The 23,694-nt window shown below is 41.1% G+C and carries 25 protein-coding genes; 13 read left to right on the top strand and 12 right to left on the bottom strand.

The genetic code is table 11. From position 1 onward, the window contains the following. Positions 1-97: 97 nt before the first annotated feature. Positions 98-850, bottom strand: coding sequence for a phytanoyl-CoA dioxygenase family protein (locus FAX86_RS19100; RefSeq protein WP_144395094.1), 753 nt, complete (start codon positions 848-850; stop codon positions 98-100). Positions 851-916: 66 nt separating this feature from the next. On the opposite strand from FAX86_RS19100, the gene FAX86_RS19105 reads away from it, so the two are divergent. Continuing rightward, the gene (locus FAX86_RS19105) at positions 917-2,662 is read left to right on the top strand and encodes a DUF885 domain-containing protein (protein WP_144395095.1); all 1,746 of its coding nucleotides are present in this window, start codon (positions 917-919) and stop codon (positions 2,660-2,662) included. 138 nt (positions 2,663-2,800) lie between these two features. Here FAX86_RS19105 and FAX86_RS19110 read toward each other — a convergent pair whose 3' ends face one another. Then, a complete protein-coding gene (locus FAX86_RS19110; RefSeq protein WP_144395096.1) occupies positions 2,801-3,427 on the bottom strand; it encodes a hypothetical protein in 627 nt (208 codons plus the stop codon). Between the two features lie 148 nt (positions 3,428-3,575). On the opposite strand from FAX86_RS19110, the gene FAX86_RS19115 reads away from it, so the two are divergent. Genes FAX86_RS19115 through FAX86_RS19160 form a run of 10 tightly spaced genes read left to right on the top strand, consistent with a single transcriptional unit; the run spans position 3,576 to position 11,940 of the window. Next, positions 3,576-4,517 carry a YbgA family protein gene (locus FAX86_RS19115; protein WP_144395097.1) on the top strand — a complete coding sequence of 314 codons (942 nt, stop codon included), beginning with the start codon at positions 3,576-3,578 and terminating at the stop codon, positions 4,515-4,517. Further along, complete coding sequence (gene phrB / locus FAX86_RS19120) at positions 4,514-5,905, top strand: deoxyribodipyrimidine photo-lyase (RefSeq protein WP_144395098.1); 1,392 nt, start codon at positions 4,514-4,516, stop codon at positions 5,903-5,905. The genes FAX86_RS19115 and phrB overlap by 4 nt, the downstream gene beginning before the upstream one ends. Then, entirely contained in the window at positions 5,902-6,333 is a 432-nt protein-coding gene (locus tag FAX86_RS19125; protein WP_144395099.1) for a nuclear transport factor 2 family protein, read from the top strand. The genes phrB and FAX86_RS19125 overlap by 4 nt, the downstream gene beginning before the upstream one ends. Continuing rightward, positions 6,333-7,073 (top strand): SDR family NAD(P)-dependent oxidoreductase, encoded by a 741-nt coding sequence (locus FAX86_RS19130; protein WP_144395100.1) that lies wholly within the window; start codon positions 6,333-6,335, stop codon positions 7,071-7,073. The genes FAX86_RS19125 and FAX86_RS19130 overlap by 1 nt, the downstream gene beginning before the upstream one ends. Beyond that, complete coding sequence (locus tag FAX86_RS19135) at positions 7,070-8,329, top strand: NAD(P)/FAD-dependent oxidoreductase (RefSeq protein ID WP_144395101.1); 1,260 nt, start codon at positions 7,070-7,072, stop codon at positions 8,327-8,329. Before FAX86_RS19130 ends, FAX86_RS19135 begins: the two co-directional genes overlap by 4 nt. Further along, positions 8,316-9,098: a DUF1365 domain-containing protein gene (locus tag FAX86_RS19140; protein ID WP_164503674.1), complete on the top strand. Its 783-nt coding sequence runs from the start codon at positions 8,316-8,318 to the stop codon at positions 9,096-9,098. Before FAX86_RS19135 ends, FAX86_RS19140 begins: the two co-directional genes overlap by 14 nt. Continuing rightward, positions 9,091-10,326, top strand: coding sequence for an SAM-dependent methyltransferase (locus FAX86_RS19145; protein WP_144395103.1), 1,236 nt, complete (start codon positions 9,091-9,093; stop codon positions 10,324-10,326). Before FAX86_RS19140 ends, FAX86_RS19145 begins: the two co-directional genes overlap by 8 nt. Positions 10,327-10,334: 8 nt before the next feature. After that, entirely contained in the window at positions 10,335-10,865 is a 531-nt protein-coding gene (locus FAX86_RS19150) for a DUF2878 domain-containing protein (protein WP_144395104.1), read from the top strand. A gap of 6 nt (positions 10,866-10,871) precedes the next feature. After that, complete coding sequence (locus FAX86_RS19155) at positions 10,872-11,390, top strand: chalcone isomerase family protein (RefSeq protein WP_144395105.1); 519 nt, start codon at positions 10,872-10,874, stop codon at positions 11,388-11,390. A gap of 22 nt (positions 11,391-11,412) precedes the next feature. Continuing rightward, complete coding sequence (locus FAX86_RS19160; RefSeq protein WP_144395106.1) at positions 11,413-11,940, top strand: DUF3833 domain-containing protein; 528 nt, start codon at positions 11,413-11,415, stop codon at positions 11,938-11,940. Positions 11,941-12,036: 96 nt separating this feature from the next. Here the strand turns inward: FAX86_RS19160 and FAX86_RS19165 are convergent, their stop codons facing one another. The 4 genes from FAX86_RS19165 to FAX86_RS19180 form a co-directional block, all read right to left on the bottom strand. Then, a complete protein-coding gene (locus FAX86_RS19165; protein ID WP_144395107.1) occupies positions 12,037-13,140 on the bottom strand; it encodes a phosphoribosylaminoimidazolesuccinocarboxamide synthase in 1,104 nt (367 codons plus the stop codon). Between the two features lie 196 nt (positions 13,141-13,336). After that, a complete protein-coding gene (locus tag FAX86_RS19170; RefSeq protein ID WP_144395108.1) occupies positions 13,337-13,975 on the bottom strand; it encodes a ChrR family anti-sigma-E factor in 639 nt (212 codons plus the stop codon). Then, the gene (locus tag FAX86_RS19175) at positions 13,972-14,592 is read right to left on the bottom strand and encodes a sigma-70 family RNA polymerase sigma factor (RefSeq protein ID WP_144395109.1); all 621 of its coding nucleotides are present in this window, start codon (positions 14,590-14,592) and stop codon (positions 13,972-13,974) included. The genes FAX86_RS19170 and FAX86_RS19175 overlap by 4 nt, the downstream gene beginning before the upstream one ends. A 128-nt stretch (positions 14,593-14,720) precedes the next feature. Continuing rightward, positions 14,721-16,103 (bottom strand): DUF4397 domain-containing protein, encoded by a 1,383-nt coding sequence (locus tag FAX86_RS19180; RefSeq protein ID WP_144395110.1) that lies wholly within the window; start codon positions 16,101-16,103, stop codon positions 14,721-14,723. A gap of 62 nt (positions 16,104-16,165) precedes the next feature. On the opposite strand from FAX86_RS19180, the gene trmB reads away from it, so the two are divergent. After that, on the top strand, positions 16,166-16,819 hold the full coding sequence (gene trmB / locus FAX86_RS19185; RefSeq protein ID WP_144395111.1) for a tRNA (guanine(46)-N(7))-methyltransferase TrmB: 654 nt from the start codon (positions 16,166-16,168) through the stop codon (positions 16,817-16,819). A gap of 92 nt (positions 16,820-16,911) precedes the next feature. On the opposite strand, the gene FAX86_RS19190 is transcribed toward trmB, so the two are convergent. The 6 genes from FAX86_RS19190 to pepE form a co-directional block, all read right to left on the bottom strand. Then, positions 16,912-18,201, bottom strand: a complete 1,290-nt coding sequence (locus tag FAX86_RS19190) for a cyclic di-GMP phosphodiesterase (RefSeq protein ID WP_144395112.1) — start codon at positions 18,199-18,201, stop codon at positions 16,912-16,914. A gap of 233 nt (positions 18,202-18,434) precedes the next feature. After that, complete coding sequence (locus FAX86_RS19195) at positions 18,435-19,280, bottom strand: sulfurtransferase (RefSeq protein WP_144395113.1); 846 nt, start codon at positions 19,278-19,280, stop codon at positions 18,435-18,437. Positions 19,281-19,311: 31 nt separating this feature from the next. Continuing rightward, on the bottom strand, positions 19,312-19,950 hold the full coding sequence (locus tag FAX86_RS19200; protein ID WP_144395114.1) for an RluA family pseudouridine synthase: 639 nt from the start codon (positions 19,948-19,950) through the stop codon (positions 19,312-19,314). 12 nt (positions 19,951-19,962) lie between these two features. Further along, positions 19,963-20,937 carry a tRNA 5-methoxyuridine(34)/uridine 5-oxyacetic acid(34) synthase CmoB gene (gene cmoB / locus FAX86_RS19205; protein WP_144395115.1) on the bottom strand — a complete coding sequence of 325 codons (975 nt, stop codon included), beginning with the start codon at positions 20,935-20,937 and terminating at the stop codon, positions 19,963-19,965. Continuing rightward, the gene (gene cmoA, locus FAX86_RS19210; protein WP_144395116.1) at positions 20,934-21,665 is read right to left on the bottom strand and encodes a carboxy-S-adenosyl-L-methionine synthase CmoA; all 732 of its coding nucleotides are present in this window, start codon (positions 21,663-21,665) and stop codon (positions 20,934-20,936) included. The genes cmoB and cmoA overlap by 4 nt, the downstream gene beginning before the upstream one ends. A 177-nt stretch (positions 21,666-21,842) precedes the next feature. After that, positions 21,843-22,568 carry a dipeptidase PepE gene (gene pepE, locus FAX86_RS19215; RefSeq protein WP_144395117.1) on the bottom strand — a complete coding sequence of 242 codons (726 nt, stop codon included), beginning with the start codon at positions 22,566-22,568 and terminating at the stop codon, positions 21,843-21,845. A 131-nt stretch (positions 22,569-22,699) separates the two neighbouring features. Between pepE and FAX86_RS19220 the strand changes: the two genes are divergently transcribed. Then, positions 22,700-23,665, top strand: coding sequence for a cysteine synthase A (locus FAX86_RS19220; RefSeq protein WP_144395118.1), 966 nt, complete (start codon positions 22,700-22,702; stop codon positions 23,663-23,665). Positions 23,666-23,694: the final 29 nt, after the last annotated feature.

The raw sequence follows: 23,694 nt of genomic DNA on the forward strand, positions 1-23,694 counted from the left end.
GTCTTGGCGAACCTCTAGAAACCGCTGAAATGTTAAATGACGATATTGAAAGCGGACCAAGTCAAGTGCGTTTAAGCGCGCAAGCTAGTAACTCTCTTCAAAAAAGTGAAATATCAGAAATTGACGCAGACCGTGAATCCGTTACCGGTTCGTCGGATTCTGCTCGATAAGTGAAAACAGCAGAGAGTTTGGTCTCTGAAGAGTAATTGCGTGTTGCCGCATGTAGCAGTCGACAATGGAATAAAAGAAGATCACCGGGCTTTAATTCGACAGGGATGGCTTTGTTTAAAATCTTTTGGTTTTCGGGTAGGTCATGCCGAAAGAATAGTGCTTCATCAAACTGATGTTGTTTAAAAGTAAATGTGTGGCTTTGTGGGATCACTTGTAAGCATCCGTTCTCGAGAGATTCATTTCCCAAAGCTAACCAGGCCGAAATTAACCGACCTGTCGAATAGTTCCAGTAACGAAGATCCTGATGCCAAAGACTGTCACTACTGAACTCCGGCTGTTTTGTCATAACACAATTGTGATGAGCTCTTACGAGCATGGCTGGCTCGCCCAGTAACTGTTGAAGCATCTCTGACAGTGCTGGCTGAGTACTCCAGTCTTGAAAACAAAATGAGCGATCGTAAGCTTGTTTGAGTCGTCGTATGGTATGAGCTCCAAGTTGATTGGCGCCAGGAGCTCCAGGATATTGCAAGTCTGACTCGAGCTCAAAAGGAGGGACTCTGTTTTCTAGTTGCTCCAGAGTAGTTTCTTTTAATATCCGAATCGAATCAGTACTGGTAAAGTTTTCCAGGATTATATAGCCTTCACTATTAAATTGTTCGGCTTGTTCGGTTGTTAACATTTGCTTGACGACTTCTTTATGAAATTTACAATGACTCAGCCGCCTATTATAAATTTGGGATGTTTAATGAGAAAGCTTTTATTGTTATTTGTCAGTTTGACCTGCTCAATGAGTGGATTTGCAAACACCAGTGAATCTTTGCACGAATTGTTTGAAAAGTATTCAAGTTATGTTCGAGATTTATCACCACGAGTCGATCATCCCCTAAATGAAATGTCAAAGGGCGGTTTTGCAGACATATCACCCCAAGCATATCAGCAACAGGTAAAGACCTATCGCCAACTATTGAGTCAACTTAAGTCTATCGATCGAGAGTCGTTATCGGAACAAGATAAAGTAAACTTTGATATGTTTGATTTTCGATTGACCTCAGATATTGAAAACATCGTTCATGAAAGTTACCTGTTTCCCATGTATGGCGATACCGGATTTTATTTTGACCTTTTGAGGATGGGTGAAACCGCGGAAATTAAAACGAAAGAAGATGCGATATTTTACATTGAAAAAATTGAAGCAATAGATTCCTATTTTAAACGTTGGCAAAGCAACCTCGAACTGGGCGTTAAGAAAGGAAAACTCATGCCTGATGTCGTATTAGTGGATTTTGAAAAGCCATTGGAACGCTTGGTTTCTGAGAATATCGAAGAGCATCCTTTGATGCAGCCACTAGACGCTTTGCAAAAAATTATGAACGAGTCCGATGCACAAAAACTTTACAAGCGCGCTGTTATTGCGATTGATAAGGCCGTTGAGCCGGCGGTTCATTCGTTTGTTGAGTTTTTAGTAAACGATTATTTACCGCAAGGAAGAAAGTCGATTGCGATTTATGATATTCCTGGCGGTGATGCTTACTATCGGTCACAAATAAAATATTATACGACGTTGAGTTTATCGGCAGATAAAGTACACGCGATAGGTATGCGAGAAGTTGATCGTATACGTCAGCAAATGATGAAGGTTATTCAAGACGCTAAGTTTAAAGGCTCCTTCTCAGAATTTATTGAATATTTAAGAACGGATCCAAAGTTTTATGCGAAGTCTCCCGAAGAATTACTCAAAGAAGCGGCTTACATTGCAAAAAAAATGGATGGAGCTTTACCACGCTTTTTTACCAAACTTCCTCGTCAGCCCTATACGGTTGAGCCAGTGCCAGCGTCTATCGCTCCTCGTTACACCACTGGTAGATACGTTGACGCTCCGTTAGATAGCCAACGGCCAGGAACTTACTGGGTGAATACATATGCTTTGGATAAGAGGCCACTGTATGTACTCGAAGCATTGACGTTGCATGAAGCTGTCCCAGGCCATCATTTACAAAATGCTCTAACAAAGGAATTGCAAAATTTACCCAAATTTCGTCGCGATTCTTATCTTTCTGCCTATGGTGAAGGCTGGGCATTATATTGTGAAAAATTAGGAATTGAAGCTGGGTTTTATCAATCGCCTTACAGTGAGTTTGGTCGACTTTCTTATGAAATGTGGCGTGCTATTCGTCTAGTTGTAGATACTGGAATGCACGCAAAAGGATGGAGTCGAGAAAAAGCCATTCAATTTATGGAAGACAATACCGCACTTTCAAAACATAATGTAAAAACGGAGATTGATCGTTATATTGCGTGGCCAGGTCAAGCTTTGTCTTATAAAATGGGCGAGCTTAAAATTTTAGAGTTGAGAGAAAAAGCTGAACAGCGACTGGGAAAACAATTTGATATTCGAGCTTTTCATGATGAAATTTTATCTTATGGCCCAGTCACTCTGCCCATTTTGGAAAAACTGATGAATCAGTGGATTGAAAAACAAGCTGATGTTTAGTGAAAAGGATTTGGTTTTCTTTTTTGGTGAGTTAGCGCCGAAAATTGGTTCTGCTGGGATTCGAGTCGCGAATCAATTAAGTATTGTTGGAAAGATGGAGGCTGATTGACAAGCCTCCATTGATTGAGATTTTCAGGGTTAGAAAAAGTCTTGTGTTGAGCCAAATGAAATAAATATATTGTTATTTATTTCTGCACTGGGAAAGATTTGCGCGCCAACAATAATCGTAAATCCAGATTCTCGAATAAACTTAAACTGAGGTTTTAGATAGAAGCCGGCATTTATGTCGATGTCTTCAGAGTAGCAATTGGAACAATTCGAAATACTTCTTTCTGCCCAAAGTTTTTCCAGGCCAAACAAAGTATCGAAGTGAATCGCTTCTGGTTTGATAGGGTGGCTATAGCCTAGTTCGCCGAAAAAACCAAAACCGTTGGCTGACGAACTTGCTGTGTGTCGATCGCCCCAGGTATCTTCTACATCCTGTCGGAACTTACACTTATCATCGAAGAGATAGCCCGTCATTCCCGCACCATAGATAAAATGCCCGTCTTGTTGGGTGTAAGTGAAGTTTAGATAGAAAGCCGTATCATCGACGCATTCTTCAAATGCGGCTTTCTGTTCAATATTTGTTAAACCAGCGGCGATACTCCAGGTTGAGGCCTGAAATACAAAGTCTTCTTTGGGTATTGAGTCTGCATTCTGAGGTTGGTCGGCAAGAGTCAATGGTGAAATAATACTGAGAAAGGTTAATATAATCCGTAACATAATCAATTCTTTTTGGTTCAAAAGTCGGCAAATTCTAATTTGAGATGGTGCGTTGCGCAAGTGAATAATTGACAAATAATCTGAAATTACTCATCTACATTTGTATAAGTTACGTATAACAAAAGCAAGAGAAGTCAGGAGTAATTACATGATCAAAGTAGGTATCAGTCAATGTCTTTTGGGCGCTCCCGTGCGTTTTGACGGAGGGCATCGTCGAGATCGATTTTGCACCGATAAACTGTCTCAGTTTTTCGAATTCGTTGATTTATGCCCTGAAATGGGTATAGGCATGGGAAGTCCTCGAAAAACTCTGCGTTTGTATGGCGATGCGCAAGCACCAAGCGCAGTCTATTCCGATGGTTCTGATGGCGACTTTACGCAAGCTTTGAGTGGTTTTGCGGACCAAAATGTCGACGTTTTGTCGACAATTTCGGGCTATATTCTGTGTAAAGCTTCTCCCAGCTGTGGAATGGAACGGGTCAAAGTATATAAACCTTCAGGCCATGCAGAAAAATCTGGAACAGGAATATTTGCTGCACGTCTAAAACAACTGTTTCCTCTGTTACCTATGGAAGAGGATGGTCGGCTTAACGATCCTTTGTTACGCGATAGCTTTATTAAACGAGTCTATATCTATCACGAATGGCAGTCTCTGCAGAAGGAAGGTATGACAGTCCATAAACTGCAACAGTTTCATGCTCGTCATAAGTTAAACCTCTTAGCCCATTGCCAACAAACTTATCGCTTTTTGGGGCCATTAGTGGCGAAAGTGACTAAAGAAAACCTTGAGTCAGAGTCGTTTCGGTATATCGAACACTTAATGAATGGATTCAAAAAAATGGCGACTCGGAAAAACAACACCAATGTATTGATGCATCTCCAGGGGTATTTGAAAGAAGAGCTGAATAAAAATGATAAGGAAGAGCTCACGGAAAGCATTTTGAATTATCGTAAAGGCATCGAACCAATACTCGCGCCACTGACGTTATTAAATCATCACTTTAAACACCATCCTGACAAATACATTGAGCGACAGTCCTTTTTATCGCCATATCCAAAAGAACTAGCAATTCGTGTGGTTATGCAATGAATCGAACTCATTTAGTCTGGTTTCGAAACGACCTTCGTCTCGACGATAATCCGGCGCTGGCGCAAGCATGCCAAGACAAAGAAGGACGAATTGTTGCTTGTTTTTTTGTGGCGGATGAACAATGGTCTAATCATGATGTTGGAGATAATCAGAAAGCTTTAATTCTTCGTGCCGTGAAACATTTATCCCACGAGTTATCATTAATTAATATTTCTCTAATCATTCGTCATGTTCCTAATTTCAATAAGGCCAGTCAGGCAATTAATGAACTGTGTCATCAATTAAATGTAACTGACTTGCATTTTAATGTTGAGTACCCGATAAACGAACGACATCGTGACAAAGAAGTCGTCGAACGGCTGCCAGATACAGTCAGTTGTCGCCGATATGTAGCGGATTCGCTGTTGCCACCCTGGGAGGTTAAAACTCAGTCGGATGCGCCGTTTAAAGTTTTTACTCCTTTTTCAAAAGCAAGCTTGGCTTTGTTAGATAAACATCCAATAGAGTGTTTCAGCAGACCTGAGAAACGTAGTAATGAAAATATTATTGAACATGAAAGCGACGAATGGCCAAATACAGAGCCACAAGTGGCAATGCCAGACATTACCGAAAAATCTGTATCGACACAGCTGGAAAAGTTTATAAAAACATCTATTGCAAATTATAAAGATCAGCGCGATTTTCCTGCTATTAAAGGAACATCTCAATTGTCTCCTGCGTTGGCCATTGGAGTAATTTCTCCTCGCCGGTGTTTCGTTGAGGCGAGTCGACATAAAGGAGAAGGACGGTCGACCTGGTTAAATGAAATTATTTGGCGAGACTTTTATCGTTCAGTGATGTGGCACTTTCCGCACGTTGCAAAACATCAAGGCTTTAATAAAGTGGATCGACAAATTCGTTGGAACAAAGATACCTCGACATTTGAGCGTTGGAAGCAGGGTGAAACTGGAGTGCCAATCGTTGATGCGGCGATGCGACAATTAAATGAAACTGGTTGGATGCACAATCGTCTTCGAATGATCGTCGCTAGCTTTTTAACTAAAAACTTATGGGTCGATTGGCGTGAAGGTGAGCGCTATTTTGCGAATCAACTGTTTGATTTTGACTTCGCCAGTAATAATGGAGGTTGGCAATGGAGCGCTTCGGTCGGTACTGATGCTGCACCTTATTTTCGAGTCTTCAATCCCGCGAGTCAGGGCAAGCGGTTTGATCCAGATGCGGAGTTTATTCGTAAGTGGATTCCTGAGTTAGCAAGATACAGTGCTAAAGAAATTCACAGTTTTGAAACGAATCGTTTTTCAAAATACCCCAAAGCGATGGTTGACTTAAAAGACAGCCGAAAGCAAGCGATAGATGCCTTTAAAGTCGCAAAGGAACAAGCAGCATGATTGAAGCTCAAATTAATATTGTTGATAGATTTATCGAGACTTACGGTGGTTTAAACGCAAGTAATATTGCGACGATAGAATCCATTTATACCCCTGATATCGAGTTTGTCGATCCATTGCATCAAATCGAGGGGATTGCTGCTTTAAAACGCTATATGGAATTAATGTATTCCAATGTTGATAATTATTCCATTGATATCAAGGAAAAACTTATCGGCGATGGTTCGGCTTTTCTTGTTTGGGAAATGCGATTTTCTCATCCCCGTTTAAATAAAGGCAAAATGATCGAGTTTGATGGGGCTAGTCAACTCAAGTTTGAGGAGAAAATTGCCTATCATCGAGACTTTTATGATGCAGGTCAAATGTTGTATGAGCATCTTCCTTTGCTTGGACGTGCAATTCAAATCATCAAAAACAGGGTGAAGTAATGTCTGAATTAAATGGAAAAACAGTACTTCTAACGGGAGCTTCTTCGGGCATCGGTGAGGCATTAGTGGAAAAGCTGATTGCTCGAGGTGCAAGAGTTATTGGTGTTGCTCGCAGTGAAGACAAGCTGCAAGCATTAAGTGAAAAGCATGGTGATTTTTTTGAAAGTAGAACCGCCGACTTATCGGAACAACAAGGGTGGTCGACGCTCGTTGAAAGTCTAAATGTTTCTCCTGACATTGTCGTTTTAAATGCGGGAACTTGTGAATATTTAGAGGCTGGGAGCATCGATATAGGATTAGTGGAGCGAGTATTTGAGGTTAACTTTTTTGCTAATGTTCGAGGTGCAAAAGTTCTTCTAGATAAATATCAAGACTCTCTTAAGCAGTTTGTCGTTGTTAGCAGTTCGGCGCGATACCTGGCAATGCCTAGAGGGGAAGCCTACGGAGCAAGTAAAGCAGCACTAACCTATTTTTTTGAGTCACTTCAGTTAAGTTTTCCGAACATTCGGTTTTCGATGGTTCATCCTGGGTTTGTTAAAACTCCGTTAACGGATAAAAATGATTTTGACATGCCCATGCGAATTACTGCGGAAGAAGCCGCCTTAGTAATGGCGAACAAAATCGAAAAAGGAAAATTGCAAATTAATTTCCCCTTAGTGTTTACTTTGTTGATGCGAATATTGGGAATGTTACCTGCCAGCTTGAGGTACAAGCTGGGGCGAGGAATGGTTAAAAAATGAAAAAAATTGCAGTAGTCGGTAGTGGTATTTCGGGATTGGCGTGTGCGCATTATTTACAAGAAGCCTACGAGGTGCACCTGTTTGAAAAAAATGATTATTTAGGAGGTCATACTGCTACGAAACGTGTTGAGGTAGACGAGGGTGTTTTTAATATTGATACGGGTTTTATTGTTTTTAATGACTGGACGTATCCGAACTTTAATCGCTTATTAAAGGAGCTTGGAGTCGATTACTTAAACACAGACATGGGATTTTCTGTAAGTTGTGATAAAAGTGGGTTGGAATACAGCGGTGAATCCGTGGGTACTCTATTTGCGCAAAAAAGGAATTTATTTAAGCCTAAACATTGGAAAATGATCTTTGATATATTGAAGTTTAATCGAGAGTCAAAAGAACGTCTTGAAGCCGGGAGTTTAGACGAGTCGATAACTTTGGGAGACTACGTAAAAGAGCTTGGTTTATCGCAAACTTTCATTGAAAAATATCTGATTCCCATGGGCGCTGCAATTTGGTCCAGTGGCTTACAGGATATGTATGATTTTCCGGCCCTGTACTTTGTCCGCTTTTTCAAAAATCACGGTTTGTTGAATGTAAATGATAGACCCCAATGGTCGGTGGTTAAAGGTGGATCGAAAAGTTATGTCGATAAGCTCATTGAATCTGCGAGGTTTGTGATTCATTACAACTCAGCTGTCGATTCCGTTCATTTCGATGACTCTGAGGTTCAACTACAGGTAAATGGGGAGACTCATAAGTTTGAACACGTCATTCTGGCTTGTCACTCCGATGAAGCATTAGAGTTGTTAGCAAAACCAACGGATGCACAAAGTCAGGTTTTGGGGAATCTTGAGTACCAGAATAATGAAGTTGTTTTGCATACGGACACCTCGCTATTACCAAGAAATAAAACAACTTGGTCGAGTTGGAATTACCGGTTAAAAGAAGGTGATTCTGATAGGGCAACACTTTCTTATTCAATGAATATACTACAAAGGCTGACCTGTAAAACGCAGTTTGTAGTTACTCTTAATGATACTCAGTCGATCGATCCGAACCAAATTTTAGGTAGTTATCAATATCAACATCCAGTCTATAACCGAGGTTCTCTCGAGTCACAAAGTAAAAGAGACTCTATTAATGGTGTTGGTAATATCTGGTTTTGTGGCGCCTACTGGTACGCTGGATTTCACGAAGATGGCTTACGTAGCGCATTAGATGTTGTAAATGGACTGGGAGTCAACATTGAAACTCTCTAGTTCATTTTGTTTTGGCTCTGTATTCCACAAGCGATTTAAACCTAAAGTTCATGGATTTAAATATCGGATGTTTATGCCGTTATTAAACTTAGATGAAATGTCACAAATTAACCGAATGTCACGCCTAATACGATTAGGAACTTTCGGACTATATTCTTTTTGTGAAAGAGATTACTTAAAAGACGAAATAACAAGCGGTGAGGAGCTTAAACAGCGTGTTTTAAGAGTGACATCGGATGCACTCAAAATATCATTGAATCCTGAGTCTACGTCAGTTCTATTGTTGTCCCAGTGGCGGTTTCTGGGAAAAGTGTTCAATCCAATATCTATCTTTTACATTGCGGTAAATGATGAAGTGAAGTACTTGTGTGTTGAAGTGAGCAATACTCCTTGGAATGAACGTCATGTTTATTGTTATGAATTAAAAAATGCGGGAGAAAGAGAAAAGTGGCAAAGTGAGAAAACGTTTCATGTCTCTCCGTACAACCCAATGGCGATGACCTACGATTGGGAATCTACCATTACAGACAAATGCATTCAATTAGGCTTACGACTCAAAGTTGGAGGAGAGCTGCATTTCGTCGCTTCTTTTGATTATCAGCGTGATGCTTTTGATGCAAAACGACTTTACAAGGGGCTGATAGCCATGCCGTTTTTGTCCTTTCATGTTGTATTAGGCATTTATTGGCAAGCTCTAAAATTGTTCTTAAAACGTATACCTATTTATAACCATCCACAATCGTCAAGCTTGGAGAAGAAAGGTGGCTGAATCACAACTGATTACCCATAAATTAAAACAAACAACAGGAATTTCGGCAAAGATATCGACAGGAATCAGTCGGTTTTTGGTTGAAAACTTTTTTAGACAAATGCAGATTGGAGAAGTGACTCTAATTGAAAATGGCGACAAAAAGGTATTCGGCAAAAATCAAGACATAAAAGCACAAATTATAGTCAATGACACTCGTTTTTATTCTCGTTTATTGTCCGGTGGAAGTATCGGGGCCGGAGAGGCTTACATTGAAGGTTGGTGGGATTCGCCAGACACAACTGCCGTTGTTGAGCTGTTTGCCGCGAACTTGGATATTATCGATCGTATTGAGGGATTGGTCGATTGGGTAAAGCTGCCCTTTAAACGAATACTAAAGCCTTTTAAAACCAATACGAAAAAGCGTGCTAAAAAGAATATTGTTGCTCACTATGATCTGGGTAACGTGTTGTATAAAAATTTTCTAGATCCCACCATGCTGTATTCTGCAGCGATTTACCCCGACGAAAAAGCCAGTTTATACGAAGCATCTTTGCATAAGCTCAAAGTCATTTGTGATTCTCTTGAATTATCTAAGGATGATCATTTGGTTGAGATTGGTACTGGTTGGGGTGGGTTAGCGGTTTTTGCTGCCAAGAATTATGGATGTAAAGTGACTACAACCACGATTTCTGAAGAGCAATACAACTACACAGCTCAGTTGCTCAAAGAAAACGGTATTGACGATAAAGTGACTCTTTTGAAAAGAGATTATCGGGAGCTTGAAGGTCAATTCGATAAGCTTGTGTCAATAGAGATGATTGAAGCTGTCGGTCATGAATATCTTTCAGAGTACTTTCAAGTGTGTAATCGATTGTTAAAGCCCGGCGGCAAGATGTTAATTCAATCGATACTGATTGATGACAATCGATACGATCAATATGTCAAAGGTGAAGACTTTATCCAGAAATATATTTTTCCCGGTGGGGCTCTACCCAGTAAAAAGATAGTGCATGATACCGTTGCCGCAAACACGAGTTTACGTCCTATTGGATATTTTTCTTTCGGTTATGATTATGCCCGAACTTTAGAGGATTGGCGTAAAGCATTTAACAAAAACTGGGCTGAAATTCGTACCGCAGGATACGACGATAAATTCTATCGTTTGTGGAATTTTTATTTTCATTATTGCGAAGGCGGCTTCTGGCAAGATCGCATTGATGTTGCTCATTTTGTTTTCGAAAAATAACACAAGTCATGATTAAAGAATTGCCTCTATCAAAGATTGTTAATAACTTCCTGGTGTTTCAACTAGGATGGTTTATGTCTGCTTACTGGCATGATTATCGAGCGATAATAGCAAACTTTATTATTTTGCTTTGGCTTTATTACGCAGAGCCATGGAGTAAATTGCGAATTAAATTCACATTGATCGCGACTTCGATTGGTATTGCATCGGATTCATTATTGGCTTATCTCGGATTGATTAGCTTTGATAGTTCATGGGGCCTGCCTTTTTGGTTTATGTCTCTGTGGTTATTATTCGCAAGTACTTTGTCTGTCAGTTTGAGTTGGATGATGCGAAATAGAATATTTGCTTTGTTCGGTGGTGCTATTTTTGGACCATTAGCCTATTTTGCAGGTGTTCAGTTTGATGCATTGGTGGTGAACGGTTGGCAAGGTTTCTTGGCTCTTTCTGTTAGCTGGGCAATATTGATGGTAATCTTTTCAACGATTTACAGCCGCAAACCCGTCAACCGTATGTATTTGAAGTCAGAGGTGAGGTGAATAATTATGGTCAGGTCTTATAAGCTACTGATTGTAGCGTCAATCGTATTTACACTGAGCCAAGGTTGGGCCAACACTCACCAATTGACTGAAGTTGGAAATGGTAAATACACTTGGTTTGGTATTAAAGTCTATGATGCAAAACTTTTAGCAGGAGAGAACTTTGATGGTGACTTTAAAAAATCTGCACCACTGGCATTAGAAATTCTTTATGATATGGATATCGATAGTAGCGATTTGGTTGAAACAACTAATGATGAGTGGGAAGAGATTGCCATTGGTAAAACAAATTTTTGCCAAGGTAAAAAACTATGGTCCGAACAGCTTTTAGATATATGGCCAGATCTGAAAGAAGGCGATCGACTCAAGCTATTTGTCGATGAAGAGCGATCTTCCACTTTCTATCATAACGACAGTGTTATTGGGTCAATTAAGGACCCTAATTTCTCTACTTGCTTTTTGGCGATTTGGCTTGCGGAAGACTCTTCCGCTCAGGATCTGAGAGAAGATTTACTTTCCCTCTAAATTCATCAACTTGAGTTATTTTATGCAAATGATTAAGTTTCTTTTAACTGTTCTAGTAGTGATGTTGCTAACATCTTGTTCAACGTCATTATCAGATTATGAAGGTACGACGCCGCAATTTAAGCTGGAACGATTTTTTAATGGTGAGCTTAAAGCATGGGGAACGTTCCAAGACATTAACGGCGAAGTGGTCCGCCGCTTTTATGTTGAAATGATAGGTACCTGGGACGGAAAGACCGGTATTCTTGATGAAGATTTTTTTTATGCTGATGGCGAGAAGCAAAAAAGAATATGGACCTTAACGCATGAAGGTGGTAATAAATATTCGGGTACGGCTCCAGATGTTGTTGGTAAAGCTTTTGGTGAAGTTAATGGATTCGCTTTTAATTGGCAATATACCATGAGCCTTCCAGTTGATGATGAGGTTTATGAAGTCCACTTTGACGACTGGATGTATTTGGTGGACGAAAAAAATGTGATTAATCGGGCTGAAGTGAGCAAGTTCGGCGTAACTGTGGGTGAGGTGATTATCCACATCCAAAAAATGTAAGAGCACTTGTATGAGTGACGAAATTGAACGTGTTCGATTGGGTTGTTAAATGAAACAAAAAGGCTTTAGACGATCTAAAGCCTTTTTTACGACTTATTAATCAATAAGCTGATAGTCGTTTTTCAATATATTGATAATTTCAGCTTTCGGGTTATCCGATAGATGCAATCGTGACCCTGTAATTTTTTCTGCAATGTCAATGTAGGTTTTAGAAACTTCCATCAGTACGCTTTCTGGTAATGGATTATCTTTTGCAAGGGCTTGGCGCTCTTCCATTCTATCTTTATTCAATAAAATATCGGGATCTGGAAAATGGTTTAGTAGCAACTGTCTGAAACCTTCTTTTGAGTTTTCAACCACTTTTCCTTCACGGTAAGAAGGTCCATCCCAAATTCTGGATGAGTCTGGTGTGCCTACTTCATCCATATAAATTAGTTTTTCATTACCATTAGCATCTTCAACATAGCCAAACTCGAATTTGGTATCAACGAAGACCTGATCTAACTTAGCCAAAGCATCACTGATTACGTCGAAGCCTTCTTGCAATAACTTTTCGTAAAGGTCGACATCTTCTATCGACCGGAAATTAAAAGCCTCAAAATTATCGATGATGTTCTTGCGTGTGATATTGACATCGTCAGCCTCAGGAACACCAGGAATACCTTTTAAAACACCTTTGGTAGATGGCGTCATTAATAACTCAGGAAGTTTTTGATCTTTTTCTAGATTATCAGGCAACTGAATACCACAAAACTCTCTTTCCCCTTTTGAATATGAGCGCCACATAGAGCCTGTAATGTATTGACGGCATATGGCTTCTATCATCACCGGTTTCGCTTTTTGGACAATCCATACAAATGGGTGCGGGATGTCAAGAATGTGGCTTTCAGCCAAACCTTTTTCTTTAAATAGTTTAAACCAATGGTTGGAAATTGCATTTAGCGCCGCGCCTTTACCAGGAACGCCATTCATTCCTCCTTCGCCATGCCAGATACAATCGAAAGCTGATATACGATCGCTAATAACCATAATAGCCAGAGGAGCTTCTGAAGCAACGTTATAATTCTTTTCTTTAATGAGACGTTTACTGTCTTCTTCGGTTAACCAGTAAACTGACCGCACTTTACCGCTGTGGACTGGCTGGTTGGTTCGGATAGGTAAATCATTGTTCACGGCTAAAACTTTATCAGCGAGACTCATGTTGTAAACCCTTCATTAGTTAAGGTAATTAAAATCAATGGCTTTTGGGGTACTGAATACCGGAAGTCGGTGAAGGGCGTATGATACCAGAACTGCTGACGGAGTCCATGTTGCTTAATTCAACAAATTTAAAGTTAAGAGGCAAAAAAAAGCGGCAGTTTGAAGTGCCGCTTGAAGAACTAACGCACTTTGAGGATTAGTTAAAGAACCAGTTGAGTACGGGACCCATAGTGCCAGTAAACTTCAGTGGTTCTGTGGTAATCGCTAAGCATACACAGTCGCTTTCGGCATAGGGTGTGTGCTCATCGACCTTAGATTTGCAAATGTAGTCGCCACGTTTATAAAGTCCTGACTCGTCAGAAAATGCACCTGACAATACCAGTGTGTACTCTTTGTCTTTATGTGTGTGACGTGGAACTTTCATACCTTTCTTGAAGTAAATTAGTTTTGCTTCAAAATTGTCATCGTTAGTGGGTAATGGAAGCTCTGCGAAACGCTTGGTGCGCCATTGCCAGTTGAGTTCACCAGCTTCTCCGCCCAGTAAAACTTTCTTTACAAGGCTCGAGTAAGCGAAAGTCTGCTCCATTGGTTGGATTGATTCAGTATCAGTCTGAGCAATTCTTGCCAAAATGGTATCGAAAGAACCACTGGCGACCGCTGCGCCATCAAGTTCCTCAATCATTTGTCCGCCAATCGATTCAATTTCGGCAATAGCCGCTTTACACGAACCACAAACTTGCGCGTGTAATGAAACCATTAAACCCAATGAGCCCGTCAATTTGCCTGACGCGTATTGCAGTAGAATGTCTGCACCTGGGTGGTGATTACAGCTCATAAGCCACCTCGCATTAATTTGTTTAGGTTATTAACGGCACTGCGGATTCTGCCTTTCACAGTACCTAGTGTAATATTGAGTGCATCGGCTGCTTTTTGATGGCTCAATTCTTCAAAATAAACTTTTTTAATCACTTCCACTTGCTCTTCGGGTAGTTCGGGTAGAAAACTTGAAACTTCGTCACCCATTCGGCTCTCGAACTGAGTGCCTGAATCGACGGCCATTTCTTCTGAGGCCATTTCGGTTGTTGTGACTTGGCGGCTGGATTTGCGAAAGTAGTCCAGCTTTTTATTTCTGGCAATCGTGTAGATCCATGTTGAGACTTGACCTTTGTTGGCTTCAAAATAATCAGCGTAGCGCCAGACGCTAATGAATGTTTCTTGCATTAGTTCTTCGGCTTCTTGCTGTGAAAGATTTTGTTTAATAAAAAACATTTTGATTTTCGGTGCAAAGTGGTCAAACAGTTCTTTAAAAGCGCTCTGGTCTTGGGTTTTTGCTACGTTTACCAGGCAATCTATCCAGTGCTGATTTTGGATAGAACGCTCGCTTTTGGCTGTATTCGAGTTCAATTTTGAGCTCTTCTTTTTGAATTCTTTGATAGAGACTACACTAGCCATAATTTGCCATGTTGTAAATCGTTAGGTTAGTAATAAGGAGCCCCTGTTATGGGGCTCCGAGATTGTTTCTGTTATAACTTACGTTTGTTGTGCTCAAACAGAGCAAAAGAAACAATTTATTTGTCAAACTAAAGCGGAAAGTCCAGCAATATGACAGAAGGTGGCAAGCCGCTGTCTTCGGCAGTCAAGCGCTGGGCATCGCGGGCGATAATGGTATATACACCACCCGCCTCAAAGCTCAGTTCTGCAGGGCCAATCGCGGCATCCTTAGTACCAGCCAAAGTAACCGTAATATCGTAACTGTCGACAGGCAAAGAGACGAAACCTTCCGTAGTGCCTTTAAAGGGAACATCTGAGAATGTCGGGTCGACATCTGCTATTCCTGCGCCCGGAGCTGTGACGTAGATATCGACATTGCCTGCCGCGGGAGAAGCATGAATGATTTGTACTTTCGCTTCAGTTGCAACGGAACGTCGGTCTTCAGTTATGACTAAAGGTTCGATCGTTTCGAGCAAGTCGACGGCAAGAACGGTATAGTTGGTTCCTTGATCCAGGGTAAGGTCTGCATCGATAACGACCGGAGCAACTTCACCAGTGGGAACAACTTTTACATTGTAGGTATCTGCAGGCACGCCAACAAAGCCGGTGGCTTCTGCGTAATCAAGGTTAGACACCAAAGTCGTCTCGTCGTTGACCAAAACATCGACGGCCGGTGCGTCTGGAGATGCGTGCACTACTCGAAGGTCTGCGGTTGCATCAACGTCTTGAACGATAAACGAACTGCTATTTGTTGTAACCAACAAATTAATCGGACTCTCTCCGGTCAGCGTGTTTTCGATGGCCGCAATGGTTAGATCAAGTCCGGAAGTCAGTTCGAGTGAGCCTGAATCGAATACGACAGTTTCAGGGTCTCCGGCAAGCGTTACGCGGATTTGATAGGTATCTTCGGGAACATCAACGGGTCCGAGCGACCCTTCGAAAGAGAAGGTTCCCAATGCTGCTGTGGTGGTTAGATCTGCACCAGGCTCAGTGACATAAACATCTACCATTGGCGCGTTAGGAGCTGCGTGAACCACCTGTGCTCGAAGCTCGCCTGCATTGATGTCGGAATCTTCACGCGCAACAATGAGAGCGTCAATTTCCGCAACTTCTCCAACAGCAATTGCCGTGTAGAGCATATCGGCGGTTAAGTCTAATGTCGCAGGGCCAATAACCGTGGGAGTTGTGCCATCTGGAAAAATCCCTTGAATTTCGACTGTCAGTTCACCTTCATTGACCTCGAGTCGAGGACTCGCTTCTGCATAATCAAAGTTTTCCAACAATGAATTTCCGTCAGCCCAAACATTGACTGCTGGCGCATCGGGAGATGCATGAATCACTTGAACTTTAGCGGTACCGACATCGTTATTGGTGTTATCATCATCGTCATCAATGATGTCGCACCCCGATAAAAAGATTAGCGAAGACATCACAATGATGCTTGTACTTATTTTTTGAAACATCTTAATCATAATATTGCCTCGTTGAGAGTTAAACCTGGCAATACTTACGAGCAAATATACAAGTTGGAGCAATGACAGAAAGTAACTCAAAAAAAATTGAGAGCAATCAAGTTGGATTAAACGAAAATTTAGAACAAGTGGTTATTTCTCATAGAGATTCTGATTACAAAAAGCCAATTCAAGCACACAACCAACAGGGATTTGATAAGTTTTTAAAGGTTATACAAGTTGGTGAGCGTCCGATGATCTTAGATTCTTGTTGCGGAACAGGCATGAGTACGCTTCAGCTGGCGGAGAAATTTCCAGAGCATTGGGTGATCGGTATTGACCAGTCTGAAGTTCGTTTGAGCAAGGTGGATAATCCGCTGGATAATGTATTATTTGTTCGAGCCAATTGTGAGGACTTCTGGCGCTTGTGTTTGCAAGTTAATTTATTTTTCGAACAGCACTTCATTCTTTATCCGAATCCTTGGCCCAAAAAAAAGCACTTGCAAAGACGTTGGCACGGTCATCCTGTTTTTCCAGTGCTACCGCAACTAAGTCATAAAGTTGAGTTACGATCTAACTGGCGAATTTATTTGGAAGAGTTCAGTTATGCGTGGAAGATCCTAACTAAGAGGGATAGTGAGCCCGTCGCTTTCCAACCAGAAAACTACTTAACGTTATTTGAAAAAAAATACGCAGAAAGCGGTCATGATCTATTTAAGCTGGTCGTTGAAAAATGAACGATAGAGGTAAAGAGTCATTCAATTAGTTTTGAGTTTACTTTTTTGATATGAAAATAGCTTAGGAATAGTGTCTTAGTTATGATGTCGAATTATGAAGCCAAACCAAACCATTTAAAACCGAAAAGTTTATCGGTTAAAACATCGGTATCAATTTCAATCGCAGAAGAAGGCAAACTTTGAAGCACCTCAAGTGGTGCACCATTTTCATCGTTCGGTGTTTCTGACAAATCAATGATTTTAGATTGCTCCAAATCGATGCCATAGGTATTTCTCACTAAGGCAACTTTAGGGCGTAATCTTGACTTTTCTTTTTGTTCTAAAACGATACCAATTGAATGATCGGAAAGCTCGACGAGACTACCCGTTGGGTAAATGCCAATGGCTTGAATGAATGCCTCTATCATTTCTTTTTGAAAGAGAATGCCACGGTTGTGATAGAGATCTGCCACGGCTTCAACAGGTGTCATGGGTTCAATGCCTGGACGAGGATTTATCATTTGTTCGTAATAATCGGCTAAGCCAGCAACACGTGCTAAGAATGGAATTCGATTGCCAATGAGTCCACGAGGATAACCGGAGCCGTTATTGCGTTCGCAAAAGTTACTGATAATAAATTTAATTTGACCATTAACAGCACCCATGTACTCTAATTCTTCAAGAGTTTTTTCAATGTGTTGTTTGTACTCTTCTTGCTCTCTTTCTTCCAACTCACCGATGTGCAATTCGCGAGGTAGTTTTGATTTACCAATTGCCGATAAGATCAATGCCGCACCGACATCATTTAAATCTTTGCGAGATAAACCTAAATGACGAGCAAAAACGAGTCCCCAAACAGAAGCCCTGATAGAACTTTCGAATAAGTGAGCATTTTCTTGTCGAATTCGGCACATCCAGACGAGTGCGTCGGGATTACGAATGACGCTATCAACCATTTTACGAATGCTTTTTTCGATCTGGTTGATTTGAATTGGCTCGCCATTTTCTATTTGCGACATGGCTTGTGAAATGGTTGACGTGACGTTGTTGAAAACTTTCTCGGCGGTCTTCAACTCTTTCTTAATAGATGTTGTTACTTTGTAATTTTCAACACGACTTTTCATCCGCGCTTTTTCATTCATCAAGCGCTGAGTTTTTGGATCGATTTTATCCTGACCCGGTTGACTCTTAACGCTTTTTAAAGCAGAAGAGTCGACTTTACTAAGAATGGTATCGATATAAACGTGATTACAATATTGATCGAGAAGATCAATTTCATCTTGTTTAGTGATGTAAAAGCCTTGAATGGGGAAAGGTGTTTTGACCCAAGGCACGTCTAAACGTGACACATACATGCCGATTTCTAAGTTACCGACTGAAACTTGCTGGGTCTTTAAATGCATATATCACTTCTACTTCCAAAAGGCCATTGCGATGGTTTATCGACTTGGTATGCGTTATGAATCGGTGAGTCAGAACTAACCGGATGCTAATAATTATGAATTATGAGTCATAAAAATCAAGCGGCAATAATGACTTAGTTCACAAAATCTCAACTGTGAGACATAGGTAAAAAATTTGACACTCCAGCAATATCTCACTACTAGAAATCAGAATTATGAATAAAATCGGTAACTTATCTATTTTTAGAATATTTTAAGAAATTTTCGCTATAAATATATTCACTCCACCCACCGGAATATAATATCTGTTTTTGCGGCGTGCCTAATAATCCAGAAATCAGGTTGACTATTGCCGTGACCCCCGAGCCACAGTAATGAACTGGTGTTAAATTTTTTCGAGATTGCCAGCGATTTTTGTGCCAGGCAATAGAGTGAAAATTTTCATTTGAATCGAAGTTTTCAAGCCACGGAAGATTTTCTGCGCCTGGAATGTGGCCTGCGATGGGATCAATTGGTTCATGCTCACCACGGAAGCGAATAGCCTCTCGCGCATCAATAAGTGCACTGGAGTTTAGGGCGTCATCTAAATGGCAAACGCTAATGGGCAACTTCACCGAAGTGAAATTGAAGTGGTCTTTTTTATGATGCGCTCTATTTACTTCGCTGTGAAGTTTTTTCCATGATCGCCAACCGCCCGACAGGATACGAACTTTGTTAAAGCCAAAAAGCTGAAAAACAAACCAGGCTCGAGCAGCAAATGCGAGCTTGCCTTGATCGTAAAAGACGATGGGTGTTTCTTGCGTTAAATTAAAGTGTTCACATATTTGGTTGAATTGTTGTTGCGTGACCATTGGATGTCGACTAGAAGTTGGAGTCGTTAGCGCTGAAAGATCTTTTTCGAGATCGAGATATTGCGCATCCGGAATATGTCCTTCGTTAAAAAACTCTACACCTTTTGCAGGCTTGTCGCCAATCGCCAGTTCGAAACGGCAGTCAAATATTTTTAACGGCAAGTGTTTTTTTTCTAATAAGTTGTTGAGTTCTGCGGGCTCAATAAATATGTCTGACCAATGCGCCACAAGATTTATCTTTGGTGAGTGAATGGTTCCTTTATTCTAAAAACTTTTCTAACGATAAGAAAGTGATCAATGAATTTGTTGACGGATGAGGTACTGTCAATTGTTGAGCATGAAGCATTAAGCGCTGCTGTTCATTCTGTGTACCAAATCCATAAAGTCGGCAACCGACAATGGGATGCCCGATTAATTGAGCATGAATTCTTAATTGATGCGAGCGGCCGGTTATTGGCCGAAATTCAACAAGGGTATTGTCGTTAACGTAAGATAATCGTTTGAACTCTGTCATCGATGCTTTTCCCGAAATAAAACACAGTTTTTGTCGCGGTCGGTTTTCCCAGTCGGTTACTATGGGCAGTTCGATTTTTCCACTGTGACTTTTTAGGTAGCCGTGGAGTAAAGCTCGGTAAATTTTTTTCGTTTTTCTCTTTTGAAAAGCAATGCTTAATGTACGTTGAGCAGCTTTGGTTCGTGCAAAAACAATTAACCCAGATGTGTTGATATCAAGTCTATGAACGACGTAAACCGGAGGAATTTCGTCGTTTAACCAATGATACAGATTTTGAGTGTAGGCCGGAGTCTTTCCGGGAACGGAAGGTAGCCCGCTTGGTTTATCGATGACGATAAGATCATCATCGATATAGTTGATCCAATGCTCGGGAATGGTTGGCATGCTTTGGAGTTTTTAGGTTTCTGCAATTACCAAAGCGCGCTTGGGGGCGGGATGCCCTTCAATGGTAAAATTATGATCATTTGGATCCAGATAATCTTCAAGAGAGTGAAAGGTCATCCAGTCGGTTGCCCGCTGCTCAGATAATTGGGTTTGATCAACATTAACGGTTCTTGCGTTTCTGAAGCCACAGCGGGTTAACCAATGTTCTAGTGCTTTCGCAGAAGGAAGAAACCAGACATTTCGCATTTGAGCATAACGTCCAGCCGGTAGAAAAACAGTTTGCTCATCGCCTTCAACAACAAGAGTTTCCAAGACCAATTGTCCGCCCGGTCGAATCAACCTTTTTAAATGTTGGATATGCTCCATCGGTGAACGCCTGTGGTAAAGAACACCCATTGAGAAAACAGTATCAAAACCTTGTTTGCCCATATCGTCGGGCATATATTCAATCCCAACGGGCAAAAGATGAATGGGAAGTTGACCGGCATAATGTTTCATTACCTGGAATTGCATAAGAAACTTTTGCGATGGATCAATGCCAATCACTAATTTGGCACCAGCGCCATGCATTCGCCAACAGTGGTAGCCGTTACCGCATCCGACGTCGAGAACGATTCGGTTTTCCAGCGGTTCAATGTGATCTTTTAGTCGATCCCATTTCCAGTCGGAGCGCCATTCGGTATCAATGTGTAATCCGAAGAGCTCAAACGGGCCTTTGCGCCAAGGGTGTAAGGGCATTAATTTATCGCGAAGCATTTGCCGAACTTCGTCACTACAGTCTTTCTCTTCGCCAATACGAACCTGGTTTACAAAATCGATTGAAGAAGGGGACAGTTCAGGCAATGTTTTGAGGAGTTCAACCCACTCATTGAGTTCGCCATGAGTGTAGTCTAGAAATCGTCGGTTCAAACCTTCTCTTAATTCGTTGCTCCAAAAGTGCAAACGAGTTGTTTTAAGGTCGTTAAATAAATCGTCGAGAGCAATCATTTTATGGCGATGAAGGAGCAAAAGTTAAATTGTTGTTGCCAGATATCGGCACTTTTAAATCCCGATTGTTTTAACCGTTTTATGTGATCGTCAATGGTCTCGGGTACCAGCACATTTTCAAGTGCATTACGTTTTTGACTGATTTCCAGTTCACTGTATCCATTAGCGCGCTTAAAGTCATGATGGAGGTCGATGAGCAGCTGATTAAAGAGATTATCGGGTGATAATATTTTTTCCGATAATACTAAAACACCTCCAGGATTCAATCCTTGATAAATACGATCGATAATTACTTGGCGTTTTTCCAGTTCAATAAATTGAAGTGTGAAGTTAAGAACAACCATCGAGGCATTTTCGATCTTTTGGTCACTAATGTCGGCGCACGCGACAGTAATAGGCGTTTCGTGGTGATAAGACTCAACAAATAACTCACAGCGCTTTATCATAGCTTCAGAATTGTCGATGGCAATGACCTGACAGTTCTCTTTTTCGATGCCTTGGCTCATCGCCAGGCTTGCAGCGCCCAGGCTGCATCCCAAATCATAGCAATGGGTATTTGCTGCTACGAATTTTTTAGCCAGTTGTTGGATACCGTGAATGATATTGTCATAGCCTGGCACTGAACGTTGGATCATGTCAGGGAAAACGGCTGCGACTTTTTCATCAAATTTAAATGGGTTGGCCGGTTGTTGACCTCGGTATATCGTGTCTTTTTGATTTGAACTCATGAAGCTTACCACTGGAATAACTGGCGCGAAGAATACCAGATTCTCGATATTTTAGCACCGATTGATAGCATAATTTGAAGCGATATTATGGCTTCATTTTAGTCAAAGGTAAGGTAATGAAGAAAAGAAGAAGTTAACGAGAGTGGTAATGGCCGCTCTCGGATTAAACCATCAGTCTTAAGATTCTGACAGCAGGTAGTTGAGATGATCGTCTGCTGAGATCGTTTCTTTTTTACCTGCTTTAAATCGATAGGCTGACTTACCGCCAACCAAGTGAAGCCGCTCCTGATTTACTTCAATACCGGTTCCCTCGGGTAAACCAATGACAGTCGAATTGGGATTAACAGTCATATACTCAACTAATCGCTCTTCTCGAGTTTCGCCGTGAAAGCCGGGTGGATGTTGATCGATGTAATGAGGATTAATTTGAAATGGCACCAAACGTAATGCATTGAAAGAAGGTGGCTGAACGATGGGCATATCATTGGTTGTGCGAATACTGGGGGCTGCAATGTTGGAGCCTGCACTCCACCCAATATAAGGTGTACCTGACATCACTTTATCGCGAATTAAACCAATTAAATCAAACTGGTACAACTGATGTAATAGGTGGAAGGTATTGCCTCCGCCAACAATGATGCACGATGCTGTTTTAATCGCATGTTCTGGGTTTTCGGCCTGATGAATAGAGCTGATACGTAGTTCTGTTGACTCCAGCGCGCCTTGGACTCTTTTAAGGTATTGGTCAAAAGAAACACTGACGCCCGCAAACGGAATAAAAAGGGCATTTTTCGTTGCTTCTGGGTCCGTCTTGATTAAAAACTGGTCAATTAGTGGGAGAGCATGAACCAAGTATTGCGAATTTCCCTCTTTTGAGCTGCTTAGTAGAAGTAAGTTTCTCATAACGACAGTCCCGAATCACGAAAAGTTCTAGTGTAACGCAATTTGACTTTATGCACGATAAGAAGCATGAGTTCTGTTCGTCAATATGTTAAATTGCACGCGAAATTTAAAACTCGGTTGAAAATTGAGATATGAAAGTTTTCCAAAACACCTTAGAAATGATTGGTAATACGCCACTAGTTAAAGTGAATCACATTGACACCGGCTGTTGTGATTTGTATTTAAAGTTAGAACTAATGAATCCAGGTAATTCCATTAAAGACAGAATTGCTTTAAGTATGATTGAAGCAGCAGAGAAAGAAGGAAAAATTCGTCCTGGAGATACTTTAATTGAAGCGACAGCAGGAAACACTGGTTTGGGTTTGGCTTTAGTTGCAGCTCAGAAAGGCTATCGTTTGATTATCGTAATGCCTGATAAAATGAGCATGGAAAAAGAATACAATGTTCGTGCAATGGGCGCGGATGTCATACGTACACGTTCTGATGTTAATAAAGGGCACCCAGAATATTATCAAGATGTCGCCGCTCGTATTGCTGAAGAAGAAAACGCATTTTTTATTAATCAGTTTTCTAACGAAGCGAACTGGAAAGCGCATTACGAAACAACGGCGCCCGAAATTTGGCGAGACCTGGACGGTAAAGTTGATGCGTTTGTTTGTGGCGTCGGCTCCGGTGGTACCTTGACTGGCGTTGGGCGATTCCTGAAAGAGAAAAATCCAAATTTTGAAATGGTTTTAGCGGATCCTGAAGGTTCGATCTTAACGCATTATCATGAGACAGGTGAAATGATCGAGCCAGGCAGCTGGATCGTAGAAGGTATTGGTGAAGACTTTATTCCTGATATCTGTGATATGAGTTTAGTAGATGCGGCTTACACAGTTTCCGATAAAGAAGCTTTAAACGTAGCACGTGATGTGTTGATGAAGGAAGGCATTATGGCGGGTTCATCAAGCGGAACGCTTATTGCGGGTGCATTAAAATATTGTCGTGATCAGAAGACTCCAAAAACAGTAGTGACTCTCGCCTGTGATACAGGAAATCGCTATTTATCGAAAATGTACAATGATGATTGGATGAAAGAGAACCAATATCTGTAATTAACTTTTAACTCACGTTATAGAGTGAA

This window comes from Pleionea sediminis, assembly GCF_007570825.1.
Classification (GTDB): domain Bacteria; phylum Pseudomonadota; class Gammaproteobacteria; order Enterobacterales; family Kangiellaceae; genus Pleionea; species Pleionea sediminis.

Coding starts and splice junctions, on each gene's coding strand:
- FAX86_RS19100 (WP_144395094.1), bottom strand. CDS start 850: ATGTTAACAACCGAACAAGCCGAACAATTTAATAGTGAAGGCTATATA.
- FAX86_RS19105 (WP_144395095.1), top strand. CDS start 917: ATGAGAAAGCTTTTATTGTTATTTGTCAGTTTGACCTGCTCAATGAGT.
- FAX86_RS19110 (WP_144395096.1), bottom strand. CDS start 3,427: ATGTTACGGATTATATTAACCTTTCTCAGTATTATTTCACCATTGACT.
- FAX86_RS19115 (WP_144395097.1), top strand. CDS start 3,576: ATGATCAAAGTAGGTATCAGTCAATGTCTTTTGGGCGCTCCCGTGCGT.
- phrB (WP_144395098.1), top strand. CDS start 4,514: ATGAATCGAACTCATTTAGTCTGGTTTCGAAACGACCTTCGTCTCGAC.
- FAX86_RS19125 (WP_144395099.1), top strand. CDS start 5,902: ATGATTGAAGCTCAAATTAATATTGTTGATAGATTTATCGAGACTTAC.
- FAX86_RS19130 (WP_144395100.1), top strand. CDS start 6,333: ATGTCTGAATTAAATGGAAAAACAGTACTTCTAACGGGAGCTTCTTCG.
- FAX86_RS19135 (WP_144395101.1), top strand. CDS start 7,070: ATGAAAAAAATTGCAGTAGTCGGTAGTGGTATTTCGGGATTGGCGTGT.
- FAX86_RS19150 (WP_144395104.1), top strand. CDS start 10,335: ATGATTAAAGAATTGCCTCTATCAAAGATTGTTAATAACTTCCTGGTG.
- FAX86_RS19155 (WP_144395105.1), top strand. CDS start 10,872: ATGGTCAGGTCTTATAAGCTACTGATTGTAGCGTCAATCGTATTTACA.
- FAX86_RS19160 (WP_144395106.1), top strand. CDS start 11,413: ATGCAAATGATTAAGTTTCTTTTAACTGTTCTAGTAGTGATGTTGCTA.
- FAX86_RS19165 (WP_144395107.1), bottom strand. CDS start 13,140: ATGAGTCTCGCTGATAAAGTTTTAGCCGTGAACAATGATTTACCTATC.
- FAX86_RS19170 (WP_144395108.1), bottom strand. CDS start 13,975: ATGAGCTGTAATCACCACCCAGGTGCAGACATTCTACTGCAATACGCG.
- FAX86_RS19175 (WP_144395109.1), bottom strand. CDS start 14,592: ATGGCTAGTGTAGTCTCTATCAAAGAATTCAAAAAGAAGAGCTCAAAA.
- FAX86_RS19180 (WP_144395110.1), bottom strand. CDS start 16,103: ATGATTAAGATGTTTCAAAAAATAAGTACAAGCATCATTGTGATGTCT.
- trmB (WP_144395111.1), top strand. CDS start 16,166: ATGACAGAAAGTAACTCAAAAAAAATTGAGAGCAATCAAGTTGGATTA.
- FAX86_RS19190 (WP_144395112.1), bottom strand. CDS start 18,201: ATGCATTTAAAGACCCAGCAAGTTTCAGTCGGTAACTTAGAAATCGGC.
- FAX86_RS19200 (WP_144395114.1), bottom strand. CDS start 19,950: ATGCCAACCATTCCCGAGCATTGGATCAACTATATCGATGATGATCTT.
- cmoB (WP_144395115.1), bottom strand. CDS start 20,937: ATGATTGCTCTCGACGATTTATTTAACGACCTTAAAACAACTCGTTTG.
- cmoA (WP_144395116.1), bottom strand. CDS start 21,665: ATGAGTTCAAATCAAAAAGACACGATATACCGAGGTCAACAACCGGCC.
- pepE (WP_144395117.1), bottom strand. CDS start 22,568: ATGAGAAACTTACTTCTACTAAGCAGCTCAAAAGAGGGAAATTCGCAA.
- FAX86_RS19220 (WP_144395118.1), top strand. CDS start 22,700: ATGAAAGTTTTCCAAAACACCTTAGAAATGATTGGTAATACGCCACTA.